12 protein-coding genes are annotated in these 16,442 nt (G+C 72.3%); 8 read left to right on the forward strand and 4 right to left on the reverse strand.

Annotation, left to right across the window (positions count from 1 at the left end):
- Positions 1–42: 42 nt before the first annotated feature.
- Positions 43–1,425: a hypothetical protein gene (locus tag ACFQS1_RS36115; RefSeq protein ID WP_378976729.1), complete on the reverse strand. Its 1,383-nt coding sequence runs from the start codon at positions 1,423–1,425 to the stop codon at positions 43–45.
- A gap of 93 nt (positions 1,426–1,518) precedes the next feature.
- Here ACFQS1_RS36115 and ACFQS1_RS36120 point away from each other — a divergent pair, with 93 nt between their 5' ends.
- A complete protein-coding gene (locus tag ACFQS1_RS36120; RefSeq protein WP_378976731.1) occupies positions 1,519–6,573 on the forward strand; it encodes an arginase family protein in 5,055 nt (1,684 codons plus the stop codon).
- 8 nt (positions 6,574–6,581) lie between these two features.
- Here the strand turns inward: ACFQS1_RS36120 and ACFQS1_RS36125 are convergent, their stop codons facing one another.
- Entirely contained in the window at positions 6,582–8,180 is a 1,599-nt protein-coding gene (locus ACFQS1_RS36125; RefSeq protein WP_378976733.1) for a restriction endonuclease, read from the reverse strand.
- A gap of 368 nt (positions 8,181–8,548) precedes the next feature.
- On the opposite strand from ACFQS1_RS36125, the gene ACFQS1_RS36130 reads away from it, so the two are divergent.
- From ACFQS1_RS36130 to ACFQS1_RS36145, 4 genes are all read left to right on the forward strand, one after another.
- Positions 8,549–10,279 carry a bifunctional diguanylate cyclase/phosphodiesterase gene (locus tag ACFQS1_RS36130; RefSeq protein ID WP_378976735.1) on the forward strand — a complete coding sequence of 577 codons (1,731 nt, stop codon included), beginning with the start codon at positions 8,549–8,551 and terminating at the stop codon, positions 10,277–10,279.
- 19 nt (positions 10,280–10,298) lie between these two features.
- Positions 10,299–10,700, forward strand: coding sequence for a cupin domain-containing protein (locus ACFQS1_RS36135; RefSeq protein ID WP_378976737.1), 402 nt, complete (start codon positions 10,299–10,301; stop codon positions 10,698–10,700).
- 244 nt (positions 10,701–10,944) lie between these two features.
- Complete coding sequence (locus tag ACFQS1_RS36140; RefSeq protein WP_378976739.1) at positions 10,945–11,415, forward strand: MarR family winged helix-turn-helix transcriptional regulator; 471 nt, start codon at positions 10,945–10,947, stop codon at positions 11,413–11,415.
- A 99-nt stretch (positions 11,416–11,514) separates the two neighbouring features.
- Positions 11,515–12,600 carry an S-(hydroxymethyl)mycothiol dehydrogenase gene (locus tag ACFQS1_RS36145; RefSeq protein ID WP_378976741.1) on the forward strand — a complete coding sequence of 362 codons (1,086 nt, stop codon included), beginning with the start codon at positions 11,515–11,517 and terminating at the stop codon, positions 12,598–12,600.
- 28 nt (positions 12,601–12,628) lie between these two features.
- On the opposite strand, the gene ACFQS1_RS36150 is transcribed toward ACFQS1_RS36145, so the two are convergent.
- Positions 12,629–13,660, reverse strand: a complete 1,032-nt coding sequence (locus ACFQS1_RS36150) for a DNA polymerase ligase N-terminal domain-containing protein (RefSeq protein WP_378976743.1) — start codon at positions 13,658–13,660, stop codon at positions 12,629–12,631.
- 39 nt (positions 13,661–13,699) lie between these two features.
- Here ACFQS1_RS36150 and ACFQS1_RS36155 point away from each other — a divergent pair, with 39 nt between their 5' ends.
- A complete protein-coding gene (locus ACFQS1_RS36155; RefSeq protein ID WP_378976745.1) occupies positions 13,700–14,368 on the forward strand; it encodes a helix-turn-helix domain-containing protein in 669 nt (222 codons plus the stop codon).
- Positions 14,369–14,379: 11 nt separating this feature from the next.
- Here the strand turns inward: ACFQS1_RS36155 and ACFQS1_RS36160 are convergent, their stop codons facing one another.
- Entirely contained in the window at positions 14,380–14,778 is a 399-nt protein-coding gene (locus tag ACFQS1_RS36160) for a VOC family protein (RefSeq protein ID WP_378976747.1), read from the reverse strand.
- A gap of 138 nt (positions 14,779–14,916) precedes the next feature.
- Here ACFQS1_RS36160 and ACFQS1_RS36165 point away from each other — a divergent pair, with 138 nt between their 5' ends.
- Together ACFQS1_RS36165 and ACFQS1_RS36170 are read left to right on the forward strand one after the other, a co-directional pair.
- A complete protein-coding gene (locus tag ACFQS1_RS36165) occupies positions 14,917–16,023 on the forward strand; it encodes an FAD-dependent monooxygenase (RefSeq protein WP_378976749.1) in 1,107 nt (368 codons plus the stop codon).
- Positions 16,024–16,147: 124 nt separating this feature from the next.
- On the forward strand, positions 16,148–16,442 hold a 295-nt coding region (locus ACFQS1_RS36170; RefSeq protein ID WP_378976751.1), incomplete at its 3' end, for a cbb3-type cytochrome c oxidase subunit I.

Here is a 16,442-nt window from a genome sequence, read left to right on the forward strand (position 1 = left end):
CGGGGAGTGCGAGCTGCTCGGTGGGCGACGTAGGAGGTTGCCCTACTCTGCCGGGGCGAGGTAGGCGGTGGAGAAGGGCTCGTGGCGGGCGCGCATGTCGGCGTAGGCGGTGAGCAGCATCGGCGCCAGGACCACCGCGCTTGCCACCGAGAAGACGGCCGAGAACAGCTCGGAGGCGATGGCGGCGGCGGTGGAGATGTCGCCGGACGCCGCGCCGGGGAACAGGGCGTTCGTGAAGACGCTCTCGACCAGGAAGAAGGCGACGTTCAGCCCGAGGAACACGGCGATCCGGCCCAGGGCGGCGCCGAAGTTGGCGTGGAACAGCTGGAACACGCGGCCGATGGCGTTGCCGCGCTCGAGCAGCACCACCACGGGCAGGATCGAGAAGACGGCCAGGAGATAGATCCCGGGCAGGATGCAGAAGACCAGCCCGACCAAGATCATCAGGCCGGCCAGGATGCCCCAGCCGATCAGCGCCGGCGTGCGGCGCAGGCCGTCCAGGAGGGCGGCGCCGATCGAGGCCGGGCGGGCGGTCGCCGTCTGTACGAGGACGCGCTGGGTGGCCAGGCTGACGGTGACGCTGAGCAGGCCGACGACCACGATGAACGCCAGGAACGGCACGATCAGGTCGACGAGCTCGTCCAGGGTGAGGGTGGAAGTGCCGGCGCGGCGGATCTGGTCGCCGCTGGCGATGTTCACCCAGGACAGCAGCACCGCGGTGGGCAGCACGGCGATCAGCTGGATGAGGAGGATCGGGCGCCAGGCCAGGCGGAGCAGCCGGAAGCTGCGCGCCCACCAACCGGCGAAGTCGGGGCTGACCAGGGCGTCGTCGGGGCCGGCGTAGTACTCGGGCGGCAGCGTGGCCGGGACGCCGTAGGACGGGCCGGGTTGACCGTAGGCCGGGCCGGGGTAACCGGGCGGGCCGTATCCAGGCTGAGGACCGTGACTGGGCGGCCCGTATCCGGGCGGCCCGTATCCGGGCGGTCCGTATGTAGGCGGTCCGTCTGCAGGTGAGCCGTAGGAGGGCGGTCCGTAGGAGGGAGGCCCGGCGGGCGGCGGTGCGCCATATCCAGGCAACGGCTGCGAGGGCCCGAACGGCGACGGCGGAGCACCACCAGCGGCGGGCGGCTGAGTGGCAGGGCCCGCGGGCGGCGGCGTGGACGGGCCGGGCGACGGCTGGGCGAAGGGATAGGCGGGCGGCTGGGCAAAGGGATCGCCCGGCGGTGGAGCGGAAGGCCCGGCCGGCGACTGGGCCGGCGGGTCGGCGGGGGGCTGGGCCCACGGATCGGACGGCTGGGCGTACGGGCCGGAGGGTGTGCCGGCCGGGTCCGGGTGCTCGCCGGTCGGTGGGCGGCGGTCGTCGTCGGAGGTGCCGGGGTTCTCGGTCAACGTCAGCCCGCTCTCGTCCAAGATCAGCGTCGACACGCTATCGGGGTGGGCCTTCAGGTTACGGCCCGGGCGCACCGCCCCCGGTCGCGCCGACGGCGGGGGAGGACAGCGCGGCCTAGAATCGGGAGGATGTCCGAGCAGCGGGAATCGCCCACGACGATCCGGGATCGGGCCGTCGCGGTCGCCGACTATCTGCTCGCCGTCCGCGCCCAGATGGAGCGGCCCGCGCGCGCCATCCCGGCCGACGCCTACCGGCTCGACGCCCTGCCCGATCATCCGGCGTGCCAGATCGGGCCGGCCGCCGACGGCACCTCGTGGCTGCGGGTCGGCCTGCCCGATCTGCCGCCGCCGGTTGCCGTCCCGGCCGCGCTGCGCCGCCGCCTGCGCGGCGACATCACCGCGGCCACCGAGCCCACCCCCGACACCGCGGGCCGAGACGAGCCGGCAGCACAAACGCCGGCCCGGGACGGGCAGGCCGCAGCGCAAGCGCCCGGCACCCCGAGTGGAGAAAACCCAACCGCGGCACAAACGCCGCGCGATGAATTCGAGGACTGGCGCGACCGGGTCTGGCGGCCCTGGGCGCACGCTACCGCCGAGGCCGAGAAGACCCGCGTGCTGCACCGCCGGCTCTTCGACCTCATGCACCAGATCGACATGGCCGCCGCCACCACCGAGCTCGTCTGGGGCCACGGCCTGCTCCACACCACCATCAACGGTGAGCGGGTCCGCTATCCGCTGGTCGCCACGCCGGTGCTGATCGAGTACGAGCCGGACAGTTCCCTGGTCACCGTGTCCCCGGCCGGGCCCAGCCGACTCCAGACCGACGCCCTGACCGGCCTGGACGAGCGATACCTCGCGCAGCTGCTCGCCCTGGCCGGCCCGGCCGGCACCCTCGAGGTGGACCTGGGCAACGACCTCGAGCGCCGCGAGCTGTTCGAGCGCGCGATGGCCCGCCTCGGCTACGACCGGGTGATCAACGACGGCACCATCGAGACGGTCCAGCCGCACATCGCCGATGTCGGCGTGCTCTTTGTCCGGCCCAAGCAGCGCCTTCTCCGCGGCTTCCTGGAAAACCTGCGCGACCGCCTGCTCAGCGGCGACACCGCCGGCGTCGGCGCCCTGGCGGCGATCGTCGCTCACGAGCCGTCGAAGCTGCGCATGCCCGACGACCGCCCCGAGGACTGGCGGCGGGTCGGCGATCGCCTGCTCATGCCGTTGCCGACCAACGAGGCGCAGGAGTCGATCGCGCGTCGGCTCGCGCAGCACCGCAACGTGGCCGTTCAGGGGCCGCCGGGCACCGGCAAGACCCACACGATCCGCAACCTGATCTGCCACCTCATGGCGAACGGCAAACGGGTCCTGGTGGTCGCGCAGAAGGAAGATCCGCTGCGGGTGCTGCGGGACGGCCTGCCCGAGGGGATCCGCGCGCTGTGCCTCGCGGTCCTGGGCCGCACCACCGACCAGCTGGTGCAGCTTCAGCTGGCCGCCCGCGAGCTCGCCGATCGGGCGGCCACGCTCGACCAGGACGCCGAGGCCCGCCGGGTGGAGCGGCTGACCGGCCTGCTCGAGGACGCCGAGCGCGAGTTGGCGACGGCCCTGGGCGGGCTGCGGGCGATCGCCGAGAGCGAGGCGGTCACCTATTCCATCGACGGGGTGCCGCAAACGCCCGTCGAGGTGGGCGCCTGGCTGCGGGAACGCGCCGCCGCGCAGAGCGGCATCCCGGATCCGGTGTCGTCGGCGCCGCCGCTGACCGCCGAGGAGTTCGGCACGCTGCTCGCGTCCGCGCACAGCCTCGCGCCCGGCGACCGGGCCGCGGCGCTGCGCCGACTCCCCGACACCGACGATCTCCCGGACGCCGCCGAGGCGGCTAAGACCCGGACCGAGCGGTCCAAGCTCCAGGAGCAGGTGTCCCGCTTGGCGGCCCAAGGCCTTGACCTCGATGCGGTACGCCGTGCCGACCTGGCCGCGGTGTGCAAGGACCTGCGGGACGCACTGACCTGGTTGCGCCGCCGGGAAGGATCGTGGACCGACCGGCTCGGCCGGCTGCTCGCCGACCCGCACTGGCGGGCCGTCTGGGCCGATCACGTGGCGGCGACCGAGGCGCTGCTGGCCGAGCTGGCCGCGCTGACCCGGCAGCTGGCCGGCCATCGGGTGACCGTGCCGGAGGCGTACGCGAAAGAGCCGAAACGCCTGCTCGCCCAGCTCGCCGAGATCCATCAGCGGTTCGCCTCCGGCCGCGGGCTGAGCCGGCTGCTGCAGGCCGGGCTGGTCAAGCTGGCCGACGAGGTGCGGGTCGACGGCGAGCCGCTGCGCACCACCGACGACATCGACGTCGTGGTGGCCTGGGTGCGCCGGGTTCAGGCCCGGGGGCGGCTGGGCGGTCACTGGCAGGAGTGGATCGATCGCCTGGCGATCGAGACCCCGGCCGGCGATCCGGAGATCTGGGCGGGCACGTTGCTGTCCGACGCGGGTCAGTCTCTCGATTGGGACGTACGCCATTGGCCGGCGCTCGCCGAGCGCCTCGCCGCGCTCGTACCCCAGCATGATCTTGATCTTGATCCGGCCGCCCTGGCCGAGGTCGAGGCCCTGCTGGCCGAGGCCCCGGCGGTGGCCGAGCGGGATGCGCTGCGGGCGGCGGAGCACGAGATCGCCGAGCGGCTGCGGCCGTGGCCCTCGCTCGGCGCGGCCTGGTCCACCCTCGAGGGCTGGGACCCCGCGGTGGCCGAGGTCCGTCGTCTGCGAGCGCTGCGTCCGGCCGTCGAGAGGTACGTCGACCTGCGCAATCGCCTGGCCGAGGAGGCACCGGAGTGGGCCGCGATGATCGAGGCGGGGGAGGTGCCCGCGGTCTCCGGCACCGCCTGCCTCGACGCGTGGGCCTGGCGCCGCGCGCAGACCTGGTTCGACGAGGTGATCGGCAGCGTCGACCCGGCGGTGCTGGCCAAGCGGGTCGAGAACGCGCGCGAGAAGATCCGCCGCCGGACCGCGGATCTGGTGGTGGCGAGCGCCTGGCTCGAGGTCGCGCGCAGCCTCGACGACCGGCGCAAGGCCGCGCTGGCCGACTGGACCACCGCCCTTCGCAAGATCGGCAAAGGCACCGGACGCTCGGCGGCGGCGTGGCAGGCGCACGCACAGCGGCACATGGAGTCGGCGGTCGAGGCGGTGCCGGTCTGGGTCATGTCGGTCGACCGGGCGATCGAGCAGTTCGCCGGCGGCGCGCACTTCGACGTGGTGATCGTGGACGAGGCGTCGCAGGCCGATCTCTTCGCGCTGCCGGTGCTGTCGCTCGCCGAGCGGGCCGTGGTGGTCGGCGACGACCAGCAGATCGGGCCGCAGCTGGGCTTCGTGGGCTCGGTGGCTGGGCTGATCCACAGCCACCTCGGCGACGTGCCCTCGGCCGAGCACTTCGACCCGGAGTCGTCGCTCTACGACCACGCGGTGCGGCGCTCGCCCGAGCGGATCCTGCTCACCGAGCACTTCCGCTGCGTGCCGCAGATCATCGAGTTCTCGTCCCGGCACTACTACGACGGCAAGATCATGCCGCTGCGGGCCGACCGCCCGGCGCTCTCGCCGTTGCGCACCGTGTTCCTGCCCGACGGCGTCCGGCAGCCGCTGGCCGGTTTCGGCGACGTCAACATCGCCGAGGCCGAGGCGCTGGTCCGGCAGGTCGGCGCGATCGTGCGGGATCCGCGGTACGACGGCAAGACGCTCGGCGTGGTCTCGCTGCTCAGCACGAGCGGGCAGGCCGGTTATCTGCTGCAGTTGTTGCGCGGCGAGATCGGCGAGGACGAGATCCAGGCGCGGCGGCTGCGGGTGGGCGACGCGTACACGTTCCAGGGCGACGAGCGCGATGTCGTGCTGGTGTCCATGGTGGTGTCGGACAACGATCCCCGGGTCGCGGCGTTCACCAAGCGCGAATATCACCGGCGCGTCAACGTGGCCGCGTCCCGGGCCCGCGACCAGCTCTGGATCTTCCATTCCGTGCGGGCCGGCTCGCTTCTCGCCGACGACGCGAGGGCTCTGCTGTTGACGTACGCGAACAATGCCGTTGATCGGGACAGCCCCGCCGATCTTGCGCTGTGCGAAAGCGATTTCGAGCGGGACGTGTTCAAGCGCCTGACCGCGCGCGGGTTCCGGCCGATCCCGCAGTTCCGGATCGGCGCCTACCGGATCGATTTCGTGCTGAACGCGCCGGACGGGCGGCGGCTCGCGATCGAATGCGACGGCGACACCTACCACGGGCCGGAGCAGTGGGAAAGCGACATGCGCCGGCAGGCCGTGCTCGAGCGGGTGGGCAACTGCGTCTTCGTGCGAATCCGGGGAAGCATTTTCGCCCGGGAGCCCGAGGTCGCGATGTGGCCGGTGTGGCAGCGGATCGAGGAGCTGCAGATCACGCCGGCGCCGCGGCGGACGGTGCTGGAGATCGGGCAGTGGCAGGGATCGGGCTCGCCCACCGCTCGTCGCCTCACCGCCGGGGCCGCCGCGCTCGCCTCGCTCGTTCCGGCGGACAAGCGGATCCGGGTGGGCGTCACCGACGAATCGCCGTCGGTGGCGGTGCTGGCCAGGCACCTCGCGGCGACGCGCGCCGCCCTCGCCGACGCGCCCGAGGTGATCGTGGGCGGGGACTGCGGGGTCGAGGTCGCTCCGATCGAGGCGGCGCTGGCCGCGCACGGCGACGGGCTCGTGGTGGTGTGGTTCGACGCCCACGGCGATCTCAACACGCCGGAGTCGTCGCCGTCCGGCGCGTTTCACGGGATGGTGCTGCGCACCCTGCTCGGGACCGGATACCCCGAGCTGGCGCCGGCGCGGACGCTTCGCCCGTCCCAGGTGGTGCTGGCCGGCGTGCGAGCGTTCGACCCGGCCGAGAAGGAATACGCGGCCGAGGCCGGGATCGCGCACGTCGAGCCGGCCGCCATCGAGTCGCTGGCCGCCGTGGTCGAGGGGCTCGGCGCGCGGGCCGTCTATCTCCACATCGACCTGGACGTGCTCGATCCCGAGGCGTTCGCGTCGGTGGGTGCGCCCGAGCCGGAGGGTCTCACGCCGGCCCAGCTGACCGCGGCCGTGCGGGAGCTGAGCGCGCGCTTCCCGGTCGCGGGGATCGGGATCACCGAGTACGAGCCGGACCGGCCGGGCGATCGCGCGGTCCTGGCGAAGCTCGTGCCCGGCCTGTTCTCAGTGGTGGATTGAGCCGGGCCCTACGGCTGCGGGGTCAGCTCGATCCGCGCCTTGACGCCACAATGGCCGGCGAGCAGCGTCACCAGCGCCGGGCCGTCGATCAGCTCGAGCGGCCGGCCGGCCAGCGCCTCGTACGCGTCCGGCTCGATGCCGCCCAGCGCGATCAGGATGCCCTTGGTCGCGCCCGCCGCCGCCACCGCGCCCGCGAGGGCGTGCACGGCGGGCGCGCCGGCCGGGGCGCCGCGGCCCGCGTGCACCACGACCCGGCCGCCGAAGATCGGGCGCGGGTCGGTGGCCAGCCAGCGGGAGCCGTCGCCCGCCCGCTCGGCCCGGCCCATCTCGAGGCCCATCACGCCGAACAGGTCGGCCAGCTGCTTCTCCCACGCCGCGTCGGTGAGCGTGACCAGGTTGGGGCGCTCGTCGATGTCGGCGAGCACGTTGAACTCCTCGGTGAAATCGCGGTCGGCGTCCCGCTCGAAGTCGATCTTCGGGGTGACGCCGGTCAGCTCGTCGGGCGCGGCCGAGAGCGCGCCCTCCAGGTGCCGCAGGCACGCGACCGGGTCGACCCGGCGCAGCTTGATCGCGGCGAAGGTGTCCCGGTCGGTGCGCACCGACACCAGGCAGGGGCGCACGAACCGGCCGGTCCGCCGGTCGATCGCGTCGACGATGCCGTTGAACGACGCCTGCCGCACGAGGCCGCCGCGGTCCGCCTCGATGATCTCGTGGATGGTGCGCAGCGTGACCCGGGCGATGATGTCCACGTAGCGGCGGCGGATCTCGCCCTCGTCGCGGGGGATCGCGGTCAGGTCGTCGCGGAGCCGGTCGTAGCGGTACTCCTTGACGACCGGCACCACCTCGATCGGGGGCAGGTGGTACTCGATCAGCAGGTGCCTCTGCTTCGGCAGGTACGCCAGGCGGAAGTGCTGGGGGAAGTCGTCCGGGTAGACCGAGTTGCCCAGCACCATCGCGAAGTATTCGACCACTGCGGACGGGTCGGCGTCGGCCACCGCCGCCGCGAAGCGGTCCACCTCCGCGTTGTAGGCCGTCAGCTTGGCCTCGTGCTTGCGCTTGCTTTCGTCGTACGCCCGCTTGCGCGCCCGCAATTGCCGTTTGCGCCCCTCCTCGGCCTCCACCCACCGGGCTCGCGCCTGCTCGTAGGCGCGCCGGGCGTTGGTCGTCTGCTGCTGGTGCAGCGGGCCGCCGAGCAGCTTGCCCACCCCGCGCGGCCGCGGCGGCACGTAGCTCTGCCAACTCGGCTCGGACAGCGGCCGGCCCAGCGGGCCCGGGTCGAACGGCGGCACGGTCAGCGGCTTCTTGAACTGGTCGAGGTCGATGTGATCGTCGACGTCCAGGGTGGAGAGCAGCAGCGCGTCCAGGGCGCTGAGCCGCGCGCGCACCTCGGCATTGGCCGCGGCCGCGTCGGCGGTGCGCGCCTCCACATACAGCCGGCGGCGTTCGCGCTGCCGCTCGGTGTCGGACGCCGCCTGCTGCGCGGCCGCGATCGCGTGATCGGCGTTGCGCCGGATCAGATCGCGCTGCTGCGCGGCCGCCGTGTTCGCCCGCTGGTCGGCGGCCACGTGCGTGGCGTGCGCCCGCTGCATGTCCCGGATGATCCCCATGCCTCGTCCTCGCTCCGCGGTCGGGTCCAATCGCCACCATATCCGGCGTTTCCGGATCTTCGTCACGCGCCGCGAGCTTGATGAAGCTGTGCGTGCATGGTCGCCGCCGCGGCGGGGTAGGAGTCGCACATGGTTCCGTAGCCAGTACGAGCAGTGACTGTCCGTCATGGTGTCGGCCGCCGGTCGGGGCCGGAACTACGCAGCGCAGCGGTCATACGATCGGTTGAATCCCACCTCTGATCGGGCTAAGACCAGCAGTTGAGGGCTTTGTACCAGGGCCTGGCCAAACATTGACGCACCTGGGGCCTGTTATCTGCGGCATGTGACGGGTGGTAATAGGTCGGGCTGAGGGGGGAGGTGAACGACGCATGGCGATGCGGTCGGTCCCGCCTTCGCCGCGCCCGCCCGCCGATGACCGGGCCGGGACCGCGTGGTTCTCCTACACCGCCTCGGGTGACCACATCGTGTGGTCGCCGGCCCTGCTCGCCATGCTCGGCCGGCAGCCCACGCAGGACGAGATGAGCCGCAAGGTTCTCACCCGATACGTGCACCGCGACGACCACGCGAAGGCGCTCGGCGCGCTCACCCAGGCGTGGACGTCCCGGGTGCCGGTGCGCACCACCGTGCGGCTGATGCGCGCCGACGGCGGATGGTTCGACGTGGACTGCCGGCTGGAGCCGATGACCGGCCCGGACGGCACGGTCCGGGGCCTCCGCGGCACGGTCACCGACGTCTCGGCCCGCGAGCGTGAGCGGCGCGAGCTGGCCCGGCTTGCCCGGCGCGGCGAGACCGTCCAGGCGTCCCTGGTGGACCCCGACCCGGCCACCGGGCTGCTGACCCGGGCCCGGTTCGTGGACGAGATCGACCGGGCCCAGCGCCGGGGCGGCGGCGCCATCCTGATCATCCGAGTGCAGCCGGCGCGGGCCGAGGACGGGCTGCGTCCTTCGCGGGGGGAGGACGGGCTGCGTCCTTCGCGGGGGGAGGACGGGCTGCGGCCCGAGCTGGGCGCCGATCTGCTGCACCGGGCCGCCCGGGTGCTCGAGGGCGTGGTGCAGGAGGGCGCGCTGCTCGGCCGGGTCGGCCCCAGCGAGATCGGCCTGCTGCTGCCGGGCACCTCCTGGCCGATGGCCCGGCGCGAGGCCGAGGTGCTGGTCGACGCGCTGCGGTCGCAGACCTTCGTGCTGCCCGACACCTGGCTGCGGGCGAACGCCTGGGGCGGGCTCGTGCGGTTCACGCCGGACGCCGAGGCCGGCAGCCACGAGGTGCTGATCGACGCCGAGCACGCCTGGCGCGACTCCCGCGACGCCGACCGCCCGCTCACCGTGGTCGCGCACCCGGTGCCGCGCCGCGACCGGCGCGGCTCCTACCGCACGCGGGTCGCCGACGCGCTCGGCACCGACCGGTTCACCCTGTACGCCCAGCCGATCCTCGACCTGCAGAGCAACGCCGTCACCCGGCACGAGCTGCTGCTGCGGGTGCTCGACGAGTCCGAGGGCCCGCAGTCGCCGAGCCAGGTGCTGGACACCGCCGAGCGGCTCGACGCCGTCTACGACATCGACCTGTGGGTGGTGGAGCGGGCCATGCAGCTCGCCGCCGACGAGCCCGGCCGGTGCCTGCAGATCAACCTCTCCGGCCGATCGGTCGGCGACCCGCGGCTGACCGCCGAGGTGGAGCGGCTGATCGCCCGGTATGACGTCAACCCGGCCCAGCTCACCTTCGAGATCACCGAGACCGCGCTGATCGGCAACCTGAGCGAGGCCCGCCACTTCGCCGACCGGGTGCGCGACCTGGGTTGCGAGCTGGCCCTCGACGACTTCGGGTCGGGTTACGCGTCGTTCCGCTACCTGCGGATCTTCCCGATCGACCTGGTCAAGATCGACGGGGAGTACGTGGTCGACCTGGTCGACAACCCGCAGGACCAGGTGCTGGTGCGGGCCCTGGTGCAGGTCTGCCAGGCGTACGGGATCCACACCGTGGCCGAGTTCGTGCAGGACGAGCCCACCCTGCGGTTGCTCCGTGAGCTGGGCGTCGACTACGTGCAGGGCTATCTCATCGGCAAGCCCGCGCCCTTGCCGGCCGGACGGTTGCCCAATCCCTGACCTGGGTATTCGACGGCGCATGGAGCACTTCACGATCGCCACTGTCGCGGAGAAGAACCCCGACTTCCGCCGGGTCCTCTGGACCGGCAAGCACACCCAGCTCGTCGTGATGACGATCCCGCCGGGCGGCGAGATCGGCGAGGAGGTCCACGAGGTGGACCAGATCCTCACGTTCGTCAGCGGCGTCGGCAAGGCCACGGTCTCGGGTCAGCAGCGCAACGTCTCCCCGGGCGACCTGGTCGTCGTGCCGGCCGGCCACAAGCACAACTTCGTCAACGCCGGCCCCAACCCGCTGGTCCTCTACACCGTGTACGGCCCGCCCGAGCACGCGGACGGCGCGGTGCACAAGACGAAGGAAGAGGCCGACCGGCTCGAGGAGGCCGGCAAGGACGAGCCGCCGGCGTCCGCGGCGAAGCCGTGACACGCCGCCGGCATTGGCGCCTCCGCCCATGCCGGCACCGCGTCCTGCGGGAGCGGCCGAAGCCGTGACACGTCGCCGGGACCGGCCGAGGCCCCCCAGCCAGCCGGTCCCGGCGCCGTGCGGGGCGTAACCCCGGGCGGCACACTACTCGGGGCGCGCCACCCCATCGATCGGCGTGCCCGTTTGGTCATCGTCCCGTTGCCCCAATGAGATACTTTGCCCGCCGAAGCACTAACCTTCCACCATGGACGACCCCCGGTGGCTGACCGACGAGCAGCAGCAGGCGTGGCGCCGCTTCGTCGAGGTGCTGGTCAGGGTCCCGGCGGCCCTCGAGGCCCAGCTGCAGCGCGATTCCGGCCTCACGCACATGGGCTACATCGTGCTGTTCACCCTCTCCGAGCGCCCCGACCGGCGGCTGTCGATGAGCCGGCTCGCCAAGCTCGTCTCCGCCTCCCTCTCCCGGCTGTCGCACGTGGTGGCCCGGCTCGAGGCGCAGGGCTGGGTGCGGCGCGAGCGCGACCCCGCCGACGGGCGGGTGCAGATCGCCGTTCTCACCGACACCGGCTTCGCCAAGGTGGTCGACTCCGCCCCGGGCCACGCCGAGGCGGTCCAGCAACTGATCTTCGACCGGCTCACGCCGGCCCAGGTGAAGCAGATGGTCAAGCTGGCCGACGCCCTCCTGGAAAGCCCGGTCGAGGTCCGGCCCCAGCAGTAGAGGTCCGGCCCCAGCAGTAGCTGCCGGCTTGGCGCGATTCGGCGGGCCGACCGCATAGGCTGGCATCCGTGTGATCCGACTCACGGAGGAGCTGCGCGGATGGGTCAGCAGGTGCGGGGCGTGATCGCCCGGGCCAAGGGCGCGCCGGTGGAGACGACGACGATCGTCGTCCCCGATCCGGGGCCGGGCGAGGCGGTTGTCGCGATCAAGGCGTGCGGGGTGTGCCACACCGATCTGCACTATCGCGAGGGTGGCATCAACGACGACTTCCCGTTCCTGCTCGGCCACGAGGCCGCGGGCGTGGTCGAGTCGGTCGGCGACGGGGTCACCGACGTGGCGCCCGGGGATTTCGTGGTGCTCAACTGGCGGGCGGTGTGCGGAAACTGCCGGGCCTGCCTGCGGGGCAAGCCGTGGTACTGCTTCGCCACCCACAACGCGACACAGAAGATGACCCTCGCCGACGGCACTGTCTTGTCGCCCGCGCTGGGCATCGGGGCCTTCGTCGAGAAGACTTTGGTCGCGTCGGGGCAGTGCACGAAGGTCGACCCGTCCGCCCGCGCCGCCGCCGTCGGGCTGCTCGGATGCGGCGTGATGGCCGGGATCGGCGCGGCGATCAACACCGGTGGCGTGACCCGCGGTGACTCGGTGGCCGTGATCGGCTGCGGCGGGGTGGGCGACGGCGCGATCGCCGGCGCCGCGCTGGCCGGCGCCACGACGATCATCGCGGTCGACACCGACGAGCAGAAGCTCGAGTGGGCGCGGGGCTTCGGCGCCACCCATACGGTGAACGCCCGGAACGACGACGTTGTCGCGAAAATTCAGGACTTGACTGGTGGGTTCGGTGCGGACGTCGTCATCGAGGCGGTCGGCCGCCCCGAGACGTACAAGCAAGGCTTTTATGCTCGTGATCTTGCCGGAACGCTGGTGCTGGTCGGCGTTCCGACGCCCGAGATGACGATCGAGCTGCCGCTGCTCGACGTGTTCGGGCGCGGGGGCGCGCTCAAATCCAGCTGGTACGGCGACTGCCTGCCGACCCGGGACTTCCCGATGCTGACCGCGCTGTACCAGCAGGGCCGCCTCGACCTGGACGCGTTCGTCTCCGAGGAGATCGCGCTGGACCAGGTCGAGGAGGCGTTCGCCAAGATGCACACCGGCGGCGTGCTCAGGTCGGTGGTGCTCTTCTAGACGGCTGCGGCAGATCCGGCGGGTCCGCTCAGCTCGCCGGAATCTCCCGCCAGAGCTTGCTGCGACGACCCGGGAGGTAGGGCGAGTCGAGCCGCTTGGCCACCAGCCCGCCGAGGCCCTGGGAACGGGCCGTCTCCAGCGCGATCTCTCCGGTGCCCGGGAAATACGGCGGCGTCTGCCAGTGCTCGCCGGCGATCGACAGGCCCTCCAGCAGCTCGCGGCGCTGCGCGTACCCGATGTTGTCGGTGGTCCCGTGCCCCTCCAGCCACAGCAGGTCGTACACCAGGTAGTGGACGTTGGCCCGCTTGCTGCCGGGTTTCTTGCCCAGCCGGGTCTCCGGCCGCGGTCCCTCGAAGGCCACGAGCTCGCCGTCCAGCACGGCCTCGATCGGGGCGAGGGCCGGTCCGAGCGCCCTGATCTCGGGAAACCACGCGGTGATGTCGTCCTCGCCCCGCAGGCGCACGCGCCCGCCGTCGACGAATGCGACGGCCCGCAATCCACCCCAATTCATCTCGTACGCCCATTGCGCGTCCTCTCCGGCCGGGACCGTCCCCTTGGTCGCCAGCATCGGCTGCACCTCGTCGGGCATGGGCTCCCAGCCGGGCTCGGGCGGGTCCATCCGGCGGACCATCCAGTCGGCGCCGCCGGTCTGGAAGAAGATGTACCGGCCGATCGCGCGCTCGCCGTGGAAGACGACCTCGATCTCGTCGTCGCGCCACTTGCGGGTCTCGTACGTGCCGCGGTCGAAGATCTTCATCTGGCCGCCGCCGTACTCGCCGGCCGGGATCTCGCCGTGGAAGTCGAGGTACTCCAGCGGGTGGTCCTCGGTGTGCTTGGCCAGGTGGTTCTTGACGCGGTCGCGGGGCAGGCCACGCGGGACGGCGAAGCTCACCAGCACGCCGTCGCGCTCGAGCCGCACGTCCCAGTGCAGCGCGCGGGCGTGATGCTGCTGAATGACGAACCGGTTTTTTCCGGTTTCATCCGGATGTTTCCCCGGGATCGGCTCGGGTGTCTTCTTCGCGTCCCTTTTGCGGCGGTACTCGCCGAGCCGGTCGGTCATCCCCCCATTCTTGTCGTACCCCCGTGCCAGGGTGTTCCTATGTACTCGGAACGGGCGTCATCGCTGCCCCACGTGGTGGCCTGGTGGAGCGTGACCGAGCCCGGCGCGCCGCCGAAACGCATCCTTCCCGACGGCTGCCTCGACATCATCTGGCACGACGGCCGGCTCTTCGTGGCCGGGCCCGACACCACCGCCCAGATCGGGCGACCGGCGCCGGGCAGCCGGCTGTTCGCGTTGCGCTTCGGGTCGGGCACCGGGCCGGGCGTGCTGGGCCTGCCCGCGTCCGAGCTGGTCGACCAGCAGGTGCCGCTCGACGCGCTCTGGCCGGGGTCCGTGGTGCGGCGGCTGTCCGCGGCCGACGATCCGCTCGCCGCGCTCACCGCCGAGGCCGCCCGGCGGTGGGTCACTCCCGACCGGTCGATGCTGGCGCTGGCCGCCGCCGCCCGGGCCGGCGATCCGGTCTCCGTGATCGCCTCGCGCTGCGGGCTGAGCTCCCGCCAGCTGCAGCGGCGCAGCAACGCCGCGTTCGGGTACGGCCCCAAGACGCTGGAGCGCATCTTCCGCATGCAGCGGGCGGTGGCGCTGGCCCGGCGCGGGTCGCCGTTCGCCGCGGTGTCGGCCTCGGCCGGCTACGCCGACCAGGCGCACCTCGCCCGGGAGGTGCGTGCCATGGCCGGGGTTCCGCTCAGTGCGCTGGTCGGCTCTTGAGCGGCTCTTGATCAGTTCTTGAGCCAGGCGAACAGCTCGACCTGATATCCGTCCGGGTCACGGAGGATCGCGTATCGCTGGCCCCACGGCGCGTCCCACGGCTCCTTGACGCTGTGGTGCCCGGCCGCGACCAGGTCGGCGTGCTGACTGTCCACCTCGGGCGCGTCGGCGCAGAGAAAGGCGAGACTCGCGCCGTCCTTCACCGGTCCGCCCGGCGTGTGGGTGGGATCGAACGAGGCGAGCGACGCGTGCGTGTCCAGCATCAGCCGGATCCCGCCGGGCAGTTCCGCCTCGGCGTGCGGCTCGTTCTCGGCCCCGGCCGGAAACTCCAGGCCGAGCCGGCGATAGAAGGTGAGGGAGGTTGCCATGTCGGCCACCGCGAGGCCGATTCCGTTGAGTGTCGGTGCCATGCCGCCGACGCTACGGGTGCGCCCCGGCGCTGTCTTGAACAATTCGGACGTCGGGATGATCGAGGGTTTCCCCGCCCGGTGGCTCGGGGTAGTGTTCTGGCTCCGACGCGTGTCCGACCATCGGGAGGCAGTGCCGCGATGACCTTGCGCATCCTCGTGGTGGGCGCCGGAATTGCCGGATTGTCCGCCGCCCGGGCGCTGCGGCTCGCCGGGCACCGGCCGGACGTGGTCGAGGAGCTTCCGGCCACGATGTTGCCCGCCGCCGGCATCTACCTCCCGGGAAACGCCTCCCGCGCGCTGCGCCATCTCGGCCTCGACGCGCCGCTGCGCCCGCTCGGCGACCTCATCTTCCGGCAGGTCTTCCTCGACGCCCGCGGCCGCGCGCTGTTCGAGATGGATGTCGCGGGCCTGTGGGCCGGCGTCGGCGAGTCGCGCGCCCTGTCCCGGGCCGACCTCCAGCAGGTGCTGCTGACCAGCGTCGGCGGCGAGGTGCGCTACGACACGTCGGTCCGCGAGCTCGAGATCTTCGACTCCACCGCCAAGGTCGAGTTCGGTGACGGCAGCGTCGCCGAGTACGACCTGGTCATCGGCGCCGACGGCCGCCGGTCCACGATCCGGGCCAAGGCCGGCCTCGGTGGCCCCGCCGTCCCGACCGGGCAGATCGTCTACCGCTCGGTGGTCAGCGGCGGGCCGCCGCTCAGCGACTGGACGGCGCTGCTGGGCCGCCGGTCCTCCTTCACGGCCATGCCGATGGGCGGGCGGCGGCTCTACTGCTACATCGACGAGACCGCGCCCGACTCGCCCAACCCGTCCGATCCGCGCGCCCACCTGCGCAATGTCTTCGGCTCGTTCGGTGGTCCGGTGCCGGCGATCCTCGCGGCCATGGAAAACGTCTCGGTCGCCCGCACCGACGAGGTGGTGCTGGAGCGGTGGTCCCGCGGCCCGGTGCTGCTGGTCGGCGACGCCGCGCACGCCACGGCGCCCACATTGGCCCAGGGTGCGGCGATGTCTTTCGAGGACGCGGTCGTGCTCGGCGAGGAACTGAAACGTTCCGGTGAGGACGTGGCGGCGGCGCTGCGGGCGTACGAGATCCGTCGTCGTCCCCGGTGCGTCGTGGTCCGCGACCGTACCCGTGAGCGTGACCGCACCCGCGACGTGCCGCCGGCCCTGCGCGACCCGATGCTCCGCCGGCGCGGCCTGCGGATCTTCGCCGAGCACTACCGTCCACTCGTGCCGCCCGTCTGACTCGATCACGTCGGAGACACCCCCGACGTGGCTGGGGCAGGTGGGGGACTATTCTGCCCACCGAGGTACGCCTTTCCACCTGGGGACGTGCTGAGCGGGACGAACGAGACGACGGAGGCTATTCGTGACGACCGTTGCGCCCAAGCCGATCGTGACCCGGCCCTACCCGGTCCGGCGGCAGGTCAAGGGTTCGGCACTGGCCCGGATCCTGCGCACGACGGACGCGAAGCAGATCGGGATCATGTACATGATCACCGCCTTCGTGTTCTTCATGCTGGGCGGCCTGATGGCCCTGCTGATGCGGGCCGAGCTGGCCCGGCCGGGCATGCAGTTCCTGTCGCCGGAGCAGTACAACCAGCTGTTCACCATGCACGGCACGATCATGCTGCTGTTCTTCGCGACGCCGATCGTGTTCGCCT

Source organism: Paractinoplanes rhizophilus (genome assembly GCF_042664765.1).
GTDB lineage: Bacteria > Actinomycetota > Actinomycetes > Mycobacteriales > Micromonosporaceae > Actinoplanes > Actinoplanes rhizophilus.